A 14,105-nucleotide genomic window follows, 5' to 3' on the forward strand; every position below is an offset into this window, starting at 1 on the left:
TGCGCGACACGCCGCGGTTGCGGCATCCGTCCCCGGCGTGTCGCCGAAAATCCCCGCAGTTGTGCACGCGGCACGCGTCGGCAGTACGCCCTGGGCCGTGTGCCGGGCGCGCGCGTGCCCGGGAACGGGGCCCGGTTGCCCCGGTCAGCGCCCGCGGAAGGCGGGCCGCCGCTTCTGCTGGAACGCGGCGAACCCCTCGCGGTAGTCCTCGGTGGCGGCCAGCTGGGTCTGCGCGACGGTCTCGGCGGCGATCGTGTCCCACAGGCTCATCCGCTCGTCGCGCACCCGGGCGACGATCATCTTGCTCGCCAGGAACGCGGCGGTCGCGCCGGCGGCGGCGGCCCGGGCAGCGGCGGATGCGGCATCCTGCACCTGATCGTCAGGGAACACCCGCGAGAACAGACCCGAGGCCACGGCCTCGTCGCCGCTCATCAACCGGCCGGTGTAGACCAGGTCGAGGGTCTTGTGCGGGCCGAGCCGCTCGGTGAACAGCGCATGCCCGCCCGAGTCCAGGGCCGCACCCAGCGCCGCGAACGGCGACCCGATCTTCGCCGACGACGCCACGTACACCACGTCGGTCGCGATCAGCAGCCCCAGGCCCACCCCCAGGCAGGCGCCGTGTGCCGCCGCGAACGTCGGCGCCGGGAACGACGCCATCCGCCGCATCAGCGGCGTCAGCAGACCGTCCAGGTAGCCGGGCACGTCGTCGGTGGCCGGATCGACGCCCGAGATGTCGCGGCCGGCGCAGAACGCCGGGCCCTCACCGCGCAGCAGCAGCGCCCGCACCCCGGCCCGCTCGGCCTCGGCGTAGGCCGCGTCCAGCTCGCGCAGCGCGTCCTCGTCCAGCGCGTTGCGCTTGGCGGGGGCGTTCAGCACGATCTCGGCGACGTCGTCGGCGATGTGCACGTCGATCACGGCAGGCTCCTCACACGTCGTAGTCGACGACGACGGACTCGGTCGTCGGGTGGGACTGGCACGTCAGAATGTACCCGCGTTCGAGTTCGTCGGGCTCGAGGGCATAGTTCTCGGTCATCCGCACGTCGCCCTCGACCAGTCGCGCCCGGCACGTGCCGCACACCCCGCCGGCGCACGCGAACGGCACATCGGGCCGCACCCGCAGCGCCGCGTTCAGGATCGTCTCGTGCGCGCTGCGCGGGCTGTCGACAGTCGCCGATTGCCCCTCGAGGGTGAACCGGATGTGGCACACCGGCTCGTTCTCGGCGACGGTGACCGGGCGGCCGGCGTTCGGCATGGCCTGCCCCGGCTCGCCGGTGGTGAACAGCTCGTGCCGGATGTGCCGGCGGTCGACCCCGCGCGCGGTGAGCGTGTCGCGGCACAGCTGCACCAGCTCGAACGGGCCGCACAGAAACCACTCGTCGACGGTGTCGGGCGGCACCAGCACGTCGAGCATGGTGTTCAGCTTCTGCTCGTCGATGCGTCCCGACAGCAAGGGAGCTGCGCGCTGCTCGCGCGAGAGCACGTGGTGCAGTGCGAGCCGCGACGGGTAGCGGTCCTTCAGGTCGGCGAGGTCGTCGAGGAACATGACGTCGGTGCGCGACCGGTTCGTGTAGATGAGAGTGAAACGGGATGTCGCCGACCGCGCGAGCACCGTCGTGGCCAGCGCCATCAGCGGGGTGATGCCCGACCCCGCGGCGATGCCCACCAGGTGGCGGCCGTCGAGGTCTTCGAGCCGGGTGGTGAACGAGCCCTGCGGGCTCATCACGTCGATGCGGTCGCCGGGATGCAGTTCGGTCTGCGCCCAGGTCGAGAACCTACCGCCGACATCGCGCTTGATGGCGACGCTGATCGCGCCGCGGCGGGGCGGCCGGCACAGCGAGTACGAGCGGCGCAGTTCCTGCCCGTCCAGCTGCACCCGCAGCGCGACATGCTGTCCGGCGAGGTAGTCGTAGTCGCCGGCCAGTTCGTCGGGCACCGCGAAGGTCACCTCGACCGCGTCGTCGGTGAGAGGCCGCACCTCTGCGACGTCGAGGGTGTGGAAGCGCGCGGCACGCCGGGCGGTGGGGCCGCCGACGGCGCCGGCGAGGAACGCGTCGGCGATGCGCTCGGCCTCGGCGGCGTCGGACGCAACCGGGGCGCCCGAGGTTTCGGCATCCATCAATGCACCTTGAAGTGGTCGAAGGGTTCCAGGCACGCGCGGCACTCGTACAGCGCCTTGCACGAGGTCGACCCGAACCGCGAGATCTCGCGGGTGTTCAGCGAGCCGCAGTGCGGACAGCGCACCGCGAGCGCGACCGGGATCGGCCCGGCCGGACGATGGCCGGTGGGCGGGGCGATGCCGAAGTCGGTGAGCTTGCGCTTGCCTTCGGCGCTCATCCAGTCGGTGGTCCACGCCGGCGCCAGCACCGTGCGCACCTCGACGTCGGCGAACCCGGCCTCGGTGAGGGCGAGCACGACGTCGTCGCGGATCGTGTCCATGGCCGGGCAACCCGAGTAGGTGGGGGTGATCGTGACGGTCACCGCGTCGCCGTCGACCCGCACGTCGCGCAGCACGCCGAGGTCGGCGATGGTCAGCACCGGCACCTCTGGGTCACAGACGGCGGATGCCACGGCCCAGGCACGATCGGTCGGGTCGGGGCGTTTCGACCCGCCGGCTGCGCCAGAGCGCTCGACGGCCTCCCCTGTCGTTGAGTGAGCGAAGCGAGACGAATCGACACCCGCGCCGCGCTCCTGGCTCAACGACCTCTGCGCGGTCACCACGTCGCCCCCGGGTGCTGCCGGGCGAGCACCTGCATCTCGGCGAGCAGGTATCCGAGCGTGGAGAAGTGGCGGCCGTGCCGCCCGCCGGCCGACGATGTGAACCGTGTCGGGACCTCGAGCTGCGCCTGTGCGAACACCGCTCCGATCACCTCGTCGAACGGGCCGCGCAGGCTCGACGGACGCACCGCGACGCCGTCGAGCCGGTCGATGAGCGGCTCGTCGCGGAACAGCTCGTCGACGTACGGCCACACGTCGTCGACCGCCTGCACCATGCGGCGGCGGGACTCGTCGGTGCCGCCCGCCAGCCGCAGCGTCCATTGGATCGCGTGGTCGCGGTGGTACTCGACCTCTTTCACGGCCTTGCCGGCGACGGCCGCCAGCACCGGATCGGTGGAGTCGCGCAGCGCGTCGTACAGCGCGTACTGGTACACCGCGGCCACGAGCCCCCGCGCGATGGTGTGCGCGAAGTCGCCGTTGGGCTGCTCGAAGAGCCACGCGCAGCGGAACTCGGGTTCGTCGCGGAAGTACGCCAGGTCGTCCTCGCTGCGCCCGTCGGCGGTGCCGGCGTAGCGCAGCAGGCTGCGGGCGTGGCCCAGCTGGTCGAGGGCGATGTTGGCCAGTGCCACATCCTCTTCGAGCTCCGGCGCATGCGCGATCCAGGCGCCCAGTTGCTGGGCCAGGATGAGGGCGTCGTCGCCCAGCCAGAGCGCATACTCCGCGGCATCCGGCGTCGCCACCCGGCTCTCGTCGCCGGCGAGCTCGGCGGCCAGCTCCACCTCGTCGACAAAGATGTGCACGTTCTCGGTCACAGGTGCGGCACCCCCTCGCTGGCGGTGTAGTAGGTGGCGTGGCGGTAGTTCTTGCCGGCCGGGCTCTCGAAGTAGGCGCCCTTGGCGTCGGGGTCGCTGGTGGTGATGGCGTCCGAGGGCACCACCCAGATCGACACGCCCTCGCCGCGGCGGGTGTACAGGTCACGGGCGTTGCGCACCGCCATGTCGCCGTCGGGCGCGTGCAGCGACCCGACGTGCACGTGGCTCAGGCCACGCCCGGCGCGCACGAACACCTCCCACAGCGGCCAGGTCTCGCGCTCGTCGGCGCCCGACACGGTCATGCCGCGGCCTCTTTCAGCTGCTGCTTGCGGGCGTATTCGGCGGCGGCCTCGCGCACCCATTCGCCCTCTTCGTGGGCGGTGCGCCGGTTCTGGATGCGCACCGCGTTCATCGGGCCGCGCCCGGCGAGCACCTCCATGAACTTGTCCCAGTCGATGGGGCTGGTGTGCCACTGCTGCTTGGACTCATCCCACCGCAGTTCGGGGTCGGGCAGCGTGACCCCGAGCACCTCGGCCTGGGGCACCAGCATCCCGATGAACCGCTGCCGCAGCTCGTCGTTGCTGAACCGCTTGATCTTCCACGCCATCGAGCGTGCCGAGTTCGGCGATTCGTCGTCGGGCGGGCCGAACATCATCAGACTCGGCCAGTACCAGCGGTCCACGGCATCCTGCGCCATCTTCTGCTGCGCCTCAGTGCCCTGCATGAGCGTCAACAGGATCTCGAAGCCCTGCCGCTGATGGAACGACTCCTCTTTGCAGATGCGCACCATGGCGCGGCCGTACGGTCCGTACGAGCAGCGGCACAGCGGCACCTGGTTGCAGATCGCGGCGCCGTCGACCAGCCAGCCGATGGCGCCCATGTCGGCCCAGGTCGGGGTGGGATAGTTGAAGATCGACGAGTACTTCGCCTTGCCGTCGATGAGCTGCTCGGTCATCACGTCGCGGGTGATGCCCAGGGTCTGCGCGGCCGAGTACAGGTACAGGCCGTGGCCGGCCTCGTCCTGCACCTTTGCCATCAGGATGGCCTTGCGCTTCAGGCTCGGGGCGCGGGTGATCCAGTTGCCCTCGGGCTGCATGCCGATGATCTCGGAGTGCGCGTGCTGTGAGATCTGCCGGATGAGCGTCTTGCGGTACGCCTCGGGCATCCAGTCACGCGGCTCGATGCGCTGGTCCGCCTCGATCAGGGCGTCGAATGCGGCCTGCTCGTCGGCCTCGACTGCGGGGATCGTCATCGTCGACTCCTTGGGTAATTACCTACCGCTCGTTCAGTAATTATGGCATACTGACCCCCGCGCAAGGGTGCGTCAAGGGGGAGAGACGATGACGGATGCCGTGGTCCGGACGATGATGCAGCGAGACCACGCCTCGATGGCGCTGGGTCTTCAGGTCGAGGTCGACGAGCCGGGCCGGGCGGTGGTGTCGATGCGCGTGCGCGCCGACATGCTGAACGGCTTCGACATCACGCACGGCGGCATGGTGTTCGCCCTCGCCGACACCGCGTTCGCGATCGCGTGCAACGAGGACGAACGGGTCACCGTCGCCGCCGGCGCCGACATCACCTTCCTGAAGTCCACGCGCGAGGGGCAGACCCTCACCGCGACCGCTGTGCGACGCGTGGTCAGCGGGCGCAGCGGACTGTACGACGTGACCGTCACCGACGAGACCGGTGACGTGGTCGCCGAGTTCCGCGGCCGGTCGCTGACCACCAACCGGACGATCGAGGAGGCACCCCGTGGCTGACTTCCTGGATCCCGAGGAGCGGATGAGCCGCGACGAGCTGCGTGAGCTGCAGCTGCAGCGGCTGCAGTGGACGGTGCGGCATGTGTATGAGAACGTGCCGCTGTACCGGGAGAAGTTCGACGCGGCCGGCGTCGCACCCGACGACATCCGCACCCTCGAGGACGTGCGACTGCTGCCGTTCACGACGAAGGCCGACCTGCGCGACACCTACCCGTTCGGCATGTTCGCCGTACCGATGGACCGGGTGCGCCGCATCCATGCCTCGTCGGGCACCACCGGCCGCCCGACCGTCGTCGGCTACACCGAGGGCGACCTGCAGCGGTGGGCACAGCTGGTGGCGCGGTCGTTGCGGGCGGCGGGTGTGAGGCCCGGGATGAAGGTGCACAACGCGTACGGGTACGGCCTGTTCACCGGCGGGCTCGGGCTGCACGACGGAGCGGCACTGCTGGGCGCGACGGTGATCCCGATCTCGGGCGGGCAGACGGCGCGACAGGTGCAGCTGATCCAGGACTTCGAGCCCGAGGTGATCACCTGCACGCCGAGCTATCTGCTCACGATCGCGGACGCGATGGAGGCGGCCGGCATCGACCCGGCGTCGACGTCGCTGCGCATCGGGGTGCTTGGCGCCGAGCCGTGGACGAATGAGCTGCGCGGCGAGATCGAGCGGCGGCTGGGCATCGACGCGGTCGACATCTACGGGCTCAGCGAGGTGATGGGCCCGGGCGTCGCGAACGAGTGCGTCGAGACCAAGGACGGCCCGCACGTGTGGGAGGACCACTTCCTGCCCGAGGTGATCGACCCCGAAACCGGCGAGCCGGTGGCCGACGGCGAGCCGGGCGAGCTGGTGTTCACGTCGCTGACCAAAGAGGCGTTCCCGGTGATCCGCTATCGCACACGCGACCTCACCCGACTGCTGCCGGGCACCGCGCGGCCGGGCATGCGACGCATCCAGAAGATCACCGGCCGCGATGACGACATGATCATCCTGCGCGGGGTGAACCTGTTCCCCACGCAGATCGAAGAGGTCGTGCTGGGCATCGAGGCACTCACTCCACACTTCGTGATCGAACTGCGCAAGCGGGGCCGGCTCGACACCATGACCGTGCGGATCGAACGCGACCCGGCGCTATCGGTCGAGGTCTGCCAGACGGCGACCGAGGTGTTGCAGCGGCGCATCAAGGGCTTCCTGGGCGCCACTGTCGCCGTGCAGCTGGAGGAGCCCGGGGCGCTGCCGCGCAGCGAGGGCAAGTACAAGCGCGTCTACGACCTGCGGTAGGGCTGCGCAGGCCGCGGGATGCTCGGATGCCACGCGATCTCACCCGACACGGCGACGAGAACCTCCGCGACCGGGGTGGCCGTCCCAGTCGCGATGGCCGCGAGACGCTGCGGCGCCGGGTCGTCCGCGGGGCACGCCGTGAGCTGCTGACCGCGCAGCGGTGGCGGGATGCCGCGGCCTGGGGTCTGCGGCCGCGACGCGCTGCGTGGCCCCGTCGTCCGCAGGGCACGCCGTGAGCTGTCGACCACGCACGGGCGGCGGGATGCCGCAGCCGGGGTGTGCGGCCGATCGTCGAACTGCGATGCGCGCCCGAGAACGGCCACCGTGACGGACGGATACTGAACTGATCTACTAATGTAGTCGTGCCTCGGCTTATCGATGCGTCAGCTCGTGGGGCGCTTTCCCCACTCTCGACGCATCGGACACGTACCTTTCTTCTATCAATGTCGGAGGTTGATGCGACCATGGAGGCATGGAAGAAAAGCCGGTGAACGACCCCGAGCAGGCAGCCCATGCCGGGCGCCTGGCCTGGCTCGCCGACGCGTCGAACATCGATCTTCCTGCCGTCGACGCTCTCGTCGAAGGGCTCACCGAGGTGCACAAGCAGGTCGCGGCGCTGCACGCGCTCGAGGCATCGATGCTCTCGGCCGCCGTCGACGTGGTCGCCGAGACGATGACCGCCCGCGGAATCGACGATGACCGGCAGCTCCCGTGGCGTGAACTGTCGGCAGAGATCGCCGCTGCGCTGCGCGTATCCGATCGCACCATGCAGACACGGATGGGCGATGCCGCCGCGCTCGTGCACGACTTCCCCGCCGTACACGCGGCACTGCGCGACGGACGCATCGATCGCGTCCGTGCCCGCACCATCGTCGACGTCGGCGCCTCTCTCCCGACCGGTTCGGTGCGCGCGGCCTTCGAGACGCAGTCGCTGCTCCGGGCAGAGGATCTCACCGCCGGGCGGCTCGCCGCCGCATGCCGGTCGATCGCCGACCGACTCGACCCCGACTCGATCGACGAGCGGCACGCGCGCGCGAAGCGCCGTCGCCGCGTCGGCATCACCGACCTCGACGACGGCATGGCCCGGTTGTTCGCCGATCTTCCGGCCACGCTCGCCCGCGCGATCTTCGACCGGATCACTCAGATGGCCAAGACCGTGCAACACGGTGCGGGTGAACGCGTGGATGCTGCGTCCGACGCTTCGACCGACGTAGCCGCTGGCGCGGCCCGAACAGACAGCGATGGCGCAGCCGCAACAGACGGAGATCGCGCGGCCGGCACCGACAGCACGGGCAGCACCGACGGCACGGGCGGCATCGACAGCGAGTCCGGCGCCGGTGCAGGGGCCGACACCGGCTCCCCCGATGTCGATCACGGCGACCACGGCGCAGCGCCGGGTGATGAACGTTCGCTCGACCAGATCCGGGCCGACGTGCTCAGCGATCTGCTGCTCACGTCGGTGCCCACGGGGCATGGACCGGCCGATGTCTTCGAGAAGATCACGGCGCACGTGCAGGTGACCGTCCCCGCCGAACTCCTCGATCCATCGATCGACACCACCGGTGCGGCCACGAGCGGCGACGGCGACATCCTCGCCGATCCGCACATCCCTGACGCATTCCGGCGCATTCCCACGCCCACACGGCCCGATGTCGCCGCCTCGGCGACGCTGGCGGGCTCCGGACCCATCGACGCCGCCACCGCACGCGCACTCGCCGGTGCCGTCCACAGTTGGGATCGGATGTTCACGGACCCCTACTCCGGGGGCGTTCTGTGTGTGGATCGGCACGATCCGAACACACACCTCAAGCGCCTCCTCGCCGCTCGCGACGAGCATTGCCGCTTCCCCGGGTGCCGCCAGCCGGTCTGGCGCTGCGAGATCGACCATACGGACCGATATCGCGACGGCGGACCGACCTGCCGATGCAACCTCGAGCATCTGTGCAAAGGCCATCACATCCTCAAACACCACACCCGTTGGAAGGTGCGACAGCTCGCGGATGGCGTGCTCGAGTGGACGAGCCCGACAGGGCGCGTGTACACCGACATCCCCGCGCCGATGGTGCGCTTCACCGACACAACCCCCGACGCACCCGACCCGCCGCCGTTCTGATCCCGCGCGCCGCGCGGCGCCGCCGAGTCGGCCTAGAACGATTCCCACCGAGCGGTTCCCACCGAACGGTTCCCACCGAACGGTTCCCGCCGTCATTCTGATCCCGCACGCCGCGCGGCGCCGCCGAGTCGACCCCGAACGCTTCCCGCCGCACGATTCCCACCGAATGACACGCATCAAGGCACCGTGTCAAGACGCTTTCGCAACCTGCACTCCCGGTCCATTCTGAGCGCATGTCCGAGTCAGAGCTGAAGACGATCTCGACCACCATCCCCGCCCGCATGGACCGGCTGCCCTGGGCGAGATGGCACTGGCTCGTGGTCATCGGCCTCGGCACGGTCTGGATCCTCGACGGCCTCGAAGTCACGATCGTCGGGGCCATCGCGGGCCGGCTCACCGAGAAATCGAGCGGACTCGGCCTCACGGCCAGCCAGGTCGGCGACGCCGCGGCGATCTACGTCGCCGGCGCCTGCGTCGGTGCACTGTTCTTCGGCTACCTCACCGACCGGTTCGGCCGCAAGAAGCTGTTCATGCTCACCCTCGGGTTGTACCTGGTGGCGACGGTCGCCACCGCGTTCTCGTTCACCCCGATCTACTTCTTCGCGTGCCGCTTCTTCACCGGCGCCGGCATCGGCGGCGAGTACGCCGCCATCAACTCCGCGATCGACGAGCTGATCCCGGCCCGCCGGCGCGGCGTCGTCGACCTCGCCATCAACGGCTCGTACTGGCTCGGCACAGCGTTCGGCGCCGTGCTCACGGTGTTCCTGCTGAACACCGCGGTCTTCCCCGCCGGGCTCGGCTGGCGGCTCGCGTTCGGCCTGGGCGCGGTGCTCGGCCTCACCATCCTGCTGGTGCGCCGCAACGTGCCCGAGTCACCGCGCTGGATGTTCATCCATGGCCGCGACGAGCAGGCCGAACACGAGGTCGCCGAGATCGAGCGCTCCGTCGAAGACCAAACCGGCCAGACCCTCGACCCCGTCCACGACGACGCGGCCATCGAGATCCACCAGCGCCGCTCCACCGGGTTCGGTGAGATCGTCCGCGTCGCCCTCACCATGTACCCGAAGCGGTTCGTGCTCGGGCTGTCGCTGTTCATCGGTCAGGCGTTCCTCTACAACGCCGTCTTCTTCACCTACGCGCTCGTGCTCACCACGCTCCTGAAGGTGCCCGACGACATCGCGCCGTGGTCGCTCGTGCCCATCGCGATCGGCAACTTCCTCGGTCCGGTGCTGCTCGGGCGGCTGTTCGACTCGGTCGGGCGGCGCTTCATGATCTCGGCCTCGTACATCGGCAGCGGTGTGCTGCTGGTGGGCACCGGCATCCTCTTCGACCTGAGACTGCTGGATGCCACGTGGCTCACCGTCTGCTGGGTGGTGGTCTTCTTCTTCGCCTCGGCCGGCGCCAGCGCGGCGTATCTCACGGTCAGCGAGATCTTTCCGATGGAGACGCGGGCCATGGCCATCGCGTTCTTCTACGCCGTCGGCACCGGCCTCGGTGGCATCGTGGGGCCGCTGCTGTTCGGCCGTCTTGTGGAGCAGGGCATCGGTGCCGTCGCCGTCGGCTACTTCATCGGCGCCGGGCTCATGATCGCCGCGGGCCTGGTCGAGGTGTTCCTCGGGGTGGACGCCGAACGCCGCTCGCTCGAGGACATCGCCGATCCGCTGTCGAAGGCGGAGTAGGCGCGGGCGTGTCGGCTCGTCGGCTGCGCCGGTTCGCTCAACACCGGTTCCGCCGGCATCCGCGCGCCGTCACTCCTTCGTGACGAGGGTGAGCACGTCGTACGACGCGACGAGGTCGTCGTTCTGGTTGCGGATCACCGCGTCCCAGCGCACCTCGCCGTAGTCGTCGGTCTCACGCGGGGTGATCTGCTTGGCGGTCAGCTCCACGCGGATACGATCGCCGGGCGACACCGGGGTGACGAACCTCAGGTTCTCGAGCCCGTAGTTGGCCAGCACCGGCCCCGGATCCGGGTCGACGAACAGCCCCGCCGCGAACGACACCAGCAGGTAGCCGTGCGCCACCCGGCCCGGGAAGAACGGGTTGGCCGCGGCGGCCGCCTCGTCCATGTGCGCATAGAACGTGTCGCCGGTGAAGTGCGCGAACGTCTCGATGTCCTCGAGCGTCACCTCGCGCTCGCCCGACGCGATCCGGTCGCCGATGCGCAGCCGCGACAGCGGCTTGCGGAACGGATGCTCGCCCTCCGACACGTCGGCGCCAGGATGCCACACCCCGGTCACCGCGGTGAGCATCTGCGGCGAGCCCTGCACGGCGGTGCGCTGCATGAAGTGCAGCACCGCGCGCACGCCGCCGAGCTCCTCACCGCCGCCCGCGCGGCCCGGACCGCCGTGCACCAGGTGCGGCACCGGCGACCCGTGCCCGGTCGAGGTGCGTGCGTCGACCGAGTCGAGGAACAGCACCCGGCCGTTGTAGGGCCCGATCAGCGGCAGCAGCGCCGCGGCGAACGAGCGGTCGTCGGTGGCGACGCTGGTCACCAGCGACCCGCCGCCACGACCGACCAGTTCAGCGGCCTCCTCGACCGTGTCGTACCCGATCAGCGCGGTGACCGGTCCGAACGCCTCCACCTCGTGCACCACGTCGGGCGCGTCGGGTCCGAAGCCCACCACGACCGGAGCGACGAACGCGCCGTCCGGCGCCGACCCGACCGTGCCGTCGGCGCGCATCACCTCGGGCGCGGCGGTCGATCCCACCATCACCTCTCCCCCGGCGTCGACCAGCTTGCGCACGCCGCGCATCACCTCGTCGCGCTGCGCCAGCGAGACCACGGGTCCCATGGTCACGCCCTCGGCGTGCGGGTCACCGATCACCACCTTGGTGAGCTTGGCCTCCAGCGCGGCTGCGACGTCGGCGACGGATGCCGCGGGCACGATCGCCCGGCGGATCGCCGTGCACTTCTGCCCGGTCTTCGCCGTCAACTCCACCATGAGCTGTCGTACGAACGCGTCGAACACGGGTGTTCCGGGCGTGGCATCCGGCCCCAGCACCGACGCGTTGATCGAGTCGGTTTCGCTCATGAAGCGCACCCCGTCGGGGGTCTGCGCCTTCAACGCGGCCGCGGTGGACGCCGAGCCGGTGAAGGCCACCACATCCCCGAGCCGCAGCAGGTCGAACAGGCCCGGCACCGCCCCCGACACCAGTTGCAGCGCCCCGTCGGGCACGAGGCCCGTCTCGACCAGCATCCGCACCCATGCCTCGGTGATGTACGCGGTCGGCGTCGCGGGCTTGACGATCGTGGGGACGCCGGCCAGGAACGCGGGCGCGAACTTCTCGAGCGGCCCCCACACCGGAAAGTTGAACGCGTTGATCTGCACCACCGCGCCGGGCAACCGTGTGTACACGTGCCGGCCGAGGAAGGTGCCGTCCTTCGACAGCGTCTCGGCGGGGCCGTCGAGGTACAGCTGCGCGTTCGGCAGCTCACGGCGGCCCTTCGAGCTGTAGGTGAACAGCACGCCGATGCCGCCGTCGACGTCGATCATCGCGTCGCGGGTCGTGGACCCGGCCCGGGCGCTCAGCGCGTACAGCTCGGCCTTGCGTTCGGTCAGCACCTGCGCGAACCGCTTGAGCAGCACCGCGCGCTGGTGGAAGGTGAGTCCGCCGAGGCTGCGCTGCCCGACGGTGCGGGCGTACTCCAGCGCCCCGCCCAGGTCGATGCCCGCGGTCGAGACCCGCGTGATCTCGTCGCCGGTCGACGCATCACGCACGACGGCGGCGCCGGCGTCGTCGGCGGGTGTCCACCAGGCGCCGCTCACAAAGCTCGGGAGTGTCATCGCTGGCTCCATTCGTAGAATCCGCGGCCGCTCTTGCGGCCCAGGTGTCCGTCGGCGACCATGCGCCGCAGCAGCTCCGGCGGCGCGAACCGCTCGCCCAGCCGGGCGTGCAGCTCCTCGGCGATGCCCAGGCGCACGTCGAGGCCGACGATGTCGGTGGTGCGCAGCGGCCCCATCGGGTGCCCGTAGCCGAGCTCCATGGCCGCATCGATGTCGGCGGGGCCGGCCACGCCCTCTTCGACCATGCGGATCGCCTCGAGCCCGAGCGCGACCCCGAGCCGGCTCGACGCGAACCCGGGCGCGTCGCGCACCACGACGGCCGTTTTGCCGAGGTCCTCGACGACGGCGCGCACCCGGTCGACGACGGCCGGGTCGGTCGCGGCGCCCGTGACCACTTCAACGAGCTTCGACGACGGCACCGGGTTGAAGAAGTGCATGCCGCAGAACCGCTCCGGGTGCCGCACCGAGCCGGCGAGCGCGTCGATCGAGATCGACGACGTGTTCGAGGCGAGCACCGCGTCGGGGTCGATGACCGCCTCGGCCCGTGCGAACGCGTCGGCCTTCAGTGCCCGATCCTCGGGCACCGCCTCGACCACGAGCGAGCAGCCGGCGAGCGCTGCGGCGTCGACGGCGACGGTGACGGATGCCGCGACCTCGCCGGGATCGCGATCCAGGGTGCCGCGGGCGGCCGATCGCTCGACCATCTCGCGGACGCGGGCGGCCGCGGCATCCTGCGCCGCCGCGTCGCGCTCGACGACGACCACCTGCGCGCCCGCGCACACAAAGGCGTGCGCGATGCCGGCGCCCATGCGGCCGCCGCCGATCACGCCGACCCGGGAGGGGATCATCGCGTCCTCCGTTCCAGGAACGCGGTCATCCGCCGCGTCTTCTCGGGGCTTTCGAACAGCTCGGCCTGCAGCTCGAGGTCGATGTCGGGGTGCGCCGTGCTGCGCAGCGCGGTCTTGGTGTGCCGCACCGCGAGTGGGTCGTTCGCGGCGATCCGGTCGGCGAGTGCGTGCGCGGCATCCATCAGCCCGTCGGCCGGATGCACCGCCGACAGCAGCCCCCAGGCGAGCGCCTCGTCGGCGTTCAGGATGCGGCCGGTGTAGAGCAGCTCGGCCGCCCGCGCCTCGCCCACCAGTTCGGGCAGTCGCCAGGTGGCCCCGGCGGCGGCGAGGATGCCGAGACCGGTCTCGGGGTTGCCGATCTTGACTCCCGGCGTGCCGATGCGCAGGTCGGCGGCGTACGCGAGCTCGGCGCCGCCGCCGAGGGCATACCCGTCGATCGCGGCGATCACCGGCATCGGCAGCTCACGGACCCGCTGGAAGACCCGTGTGTTGATGCCGGCACGCGCGTCGGCGGCACGGCGCTCGCGCAGCTGGGCGATGTCGGCGCCCGACGCGAACACGCCACCGGCACCGGTGAGGATGAGCAGGCGCGGGGATGCCTCGAGCTCGGCGCACAGCGCGTGCAGCCGGTCGACCAGGTCCTGGTCGATGGCGTTGCGCACATGCGGTCGGTTCAGCGTCGCCACGACCCGGTCGTCGCGGCGTTCGATCAGCAGCGGCTCACCGCCGGGATGTGTCGCGTCCTTGCCCACACCGAATACCTTACCGATCGTTCAGGAAATCTCCCAGCCGTGCC

Annotated in this window: 14 protein-coding genes; 5 read left to right on the forward strand and 9 right to left on the reverse strand. The window is 70.6% G+C overall.

Features of this window, described 5'->3' with window-relative positions:
- Nucleotides 1-144: 144 nt before the first annotated feature.
- The 6 genes from H577_RS0111910 to paaA form a co-directional block, all read right to left on the reverse strand.
- Complete coding sequence (locus H577_RS0111910; protein WP_029146138.1) at nucleotides 145-915, reverse strand: enoyl-CoA hydratase/isomerase family protein; 771 nt, start codon at nucleotides 913-915, stop codon at nucleotides 145-147.
- Between the two features lie 10 nt (nucleotides 916-925).
- Nucleotides 926-2,116 carry a 1,2-phenylacetyl-CoA epoxidase subunit PaaE gene (gene paaE, locus H577_RS0111915; RefSeq protein WP_036284965.1) on the reverse strand — a complete coding sequence of 397 codons (1,191 nt, stop codon included), beginning with the start codon at nucleotides 2,114-2,116 and terminating at the stop codon, nucleotides 926-928.
- Nucleotides 2,116-2,568, reverse strand: a complete 453-nt coding sequence (gene paaD, locus H577_RS0111920; protein WP_029146140.1) for a 1,2-phenylacetyl-CoA epoxidase subunit PaaD — start codon at nucleotides 2,566-2,568, stop codon at nucleotides 2,116-2,118. The genes paaE and paaD overlap by 1 nt, the downstream gene beginning before the upstream one ends.
- A 143-nt stretch (nucleotides 2,569-2,711) precedes the next feature.
- Complete coding sequence (paaC, locus tag H577_RS0111925; protein WP_029146141.1) at nucleotides 2,712-3,527, reverse strand: 1,2-phenylacetyl-CoA epoxidase subunit PaaC; 816 nt, start codon at nucleotides 3,525-3,527, stop codon at nucleotides 2,712-2,714.
- A complete protein-coding gene (gene paaB, locus H577_RS0111930) occupies nucleotides 3,524-3,829 on the reverse strand; it encodes a 1,2-phenylacetyl-CoA epoxidase subunit PaaB (protein WP_029146142.1) in 306 nt (101 codons plus the stop codon). The genes paaC and paaB overlap by 4 nt, the downstream gene beginning before the upstream one ends.
- The gene (paaA, locus tag H577_RS0111935) at nucleotides 3,826-4,779 is read right to left on the reverse strand and encodes a 1,2-phenylacetyl-CoA epoxidase subunit PaaA (RefSeq protein WP_029146143.1); all 954 of its coding nucleotides are present in this window, start codon (nucleotides 4,777-4,779) and stop codon (nucleotides 3,826-3,828) included. Before paaA ends, paaB begins: the two co-directional genes overlap by 4 nt.
- A gap of 88 nt (nucleotides 4,780-4,867) precedes the next feature.
- Here paaA and paaI point away from each other — a divergent pair, with 88 nt between their 5' ends.
- The 5 genes from paaI (at nucleotide 4,868) to H577_RS0111960 (ending at nucleotide 10,355) form a co-directional block, all read left to right on the forward strand.
- Nucleotides 4,868-5,287: a hydroxyphenylacetyl-CoA thioesterase PaaI gene (paaI, locus tag H577_RS16360; RefSeq protein ID WP_051191995.1), complete on the forward strand. Its 420-nt coding sequence runs from the start codon at nucleotides 4,868-4,870 to the stop codon at nucleotides 5,285-5,287.
- Nucleotides 5,288-5,309: 22 nt separating this feature from the next.
- On the forward strand, nucleotides 5,310-6,563 hold the full coding sequence (paaK, locus tag H577_RS0111945; RefSeq protein WP_084516204.1) for a phenylacetate--CoA ligase PaaK: 1,254 nt from the start codon (nucleotides 5,310-5,312) through the stop codon (nucleotides 6,561-6,563).
- A 26-nt stretch (nucleotides 6,564-6,589) separates the two neighbouring features.
- Nucleotides 6,590-6,799, forward strand: a complete 210-nt coding sequence (locus H577_RS17710) for a hypothetical protein (RefSeq protein ID WP_156876647.1) — start codon at nucleotides 6,590-6,592, stop codon at nucleotides 6,797-6,799.
- 401 nt (nucleotides 6,800-7,200) lie between these two features.
- A complete protein-coding gene (locus H577_RS16365) occupies nucleotides 7,201-8,676 on the forward strand; it encodes a DUF222 domain-containing protein (protein WP_281166864.1) in 1,476 nt (491 codons plus the stop codon).
- Between the two features lie 233 nt (nucleotides 8,677-8,909).
- Nucleotides 8,910-10,355: an MFS transporter gene (locus H577_RS0111960; protein ID WP_029146145.1), complete on the forward strand. Its 1,446-nt coding sequence runs from the start codon at nucleotides 8,910-8,912 to the stop codon at nucleotides 10,353-10,355.
- A 69-nt stretch (nucleotides 10,356-10,424) separates the two neighbouring features.
- On the opposite strand, the gene paaZ is transcribed toward H577_RS0111960, so the two are convergent.
- The 3 genes from paaZ to H577_RS0111975 are packed head-to-tail and all read right to left on the reverse strand — an operon-like array spanning nucleotide 10,425 to nucleotide 14,061.
- Nucleotides 10,425-12,461 (reverse strand): phenylacetic acid degradation bifunctional protein PaaZ, encoded by a 2,037-nt coding sequence (paaZ, locus tag H577_RS0111965; protein WP_029146146.1) that lies wholly within the window; start codon nucleotides 12,459-12,461, stop codon nucleotides 10,425-10,427.
- A complete protein-coding gene (locus tag H577_RS0111970) occupies nucleotides 12,458-13,309 on the reverse strand; it encodes a 3-hydroxyacyl-CoA dehydrogenase family protein (RefSeq protein WP_029146147.1) in 852 nt (283 codons plus the stop codon). Before H577_RS0111970 ends, paaZ begins: the two co-directional genes overlap by 4 nt.
- A complete protein-coding gene (locus H577_RS0111975; protein WP_211217929.1) occupies nucleotides 13,306-14,061 on the reverse strand; it encodes an enoyl-CoA hydratase/isomerase family protein in 756 nt (251 codons plus the stop codon). Before H577_RS0111975 ends, H577_RS0111970 begins: the two co-directional genes overlap by 4 nt.
- Nucleotides 14,062-14,105 lie beyond the last annotated feature (44 nt).

This window comes from Microbacterium luticocti DSM 19459 (assembly GCF_000422405.1).
Lineage (GTDB): Bacteria > Actinomycetota > Actinomycetes > Actinomycetales > Microbacteriaceae > Microbacterium > Microbacterium luticocti.

Coding starts and splice junctions, on each gene's coding strand:
- paaE (WP_036284965.1), bottom strand. CDS start 2,116: ATGGATGCCGAAACCTCGGGCGCCCCGGTTGCGTCCGACGCCGCCGAG.
- paaB (WP_029146142.1), bottom strand. CDS start 3,829: ATGACCGTGTCGGGCGCCGACGAGCGCGAGACCTGGCCGCTGTGGGAG.
- paaA (WP_029146143.1), bottom strand. CDS start 4,779: ATGACGATCCCCGCAGTCGAGGCCGACGAGCAGGCCGCATTCGACGCC.
- paaI (WP_051191995.1), top strand. CDS start 4,868: ATGACGGATGCCGTGGTCCGGACGATGATGCAGCGAGACCACGCCTCG.
- paaK (WP_084516204.1), top strand. CDS start 5,310: ATGAGCCGCGACGAGCTGCGTGAGCTGCAGCTGCAGCGGCTGCAGTGG.
- H577_RS17710 (WP_156876647.1), top strand. CDS start 6,590: ATGCCACGCGATCTCACCCGACACGGCGACGAGAACCTCCGCGACCGG.
- H577_RS16365 (WP_281166864.1), top strand. CDS start 7,201: ATGCTCTCGGCCGCCGTCGACGTGGTCGCCGAGACGATGACCGCCCGC.
- H577_RS0111960 (WP_029146145.1), top strand. CDS start 8,910: ATGTCCGAGTCAGAGCTGAAGACGATCTCGACCACCATCCCCGCCCGC.
- paaZ (WP_029146146.1), bottom strand. CDS start 12,461: ATGACACTCCCGAGCTTTGTGAGCGGCGCCTGGTGGACACCCGCCGAC.
- H577_RS0111970 (WP_029146147.1), bottom strand. CDS start 13,309: ATGATCCCCTCCCGGGTCGGCGTGATCGGCGGCGGCCGCATGGGCGCC.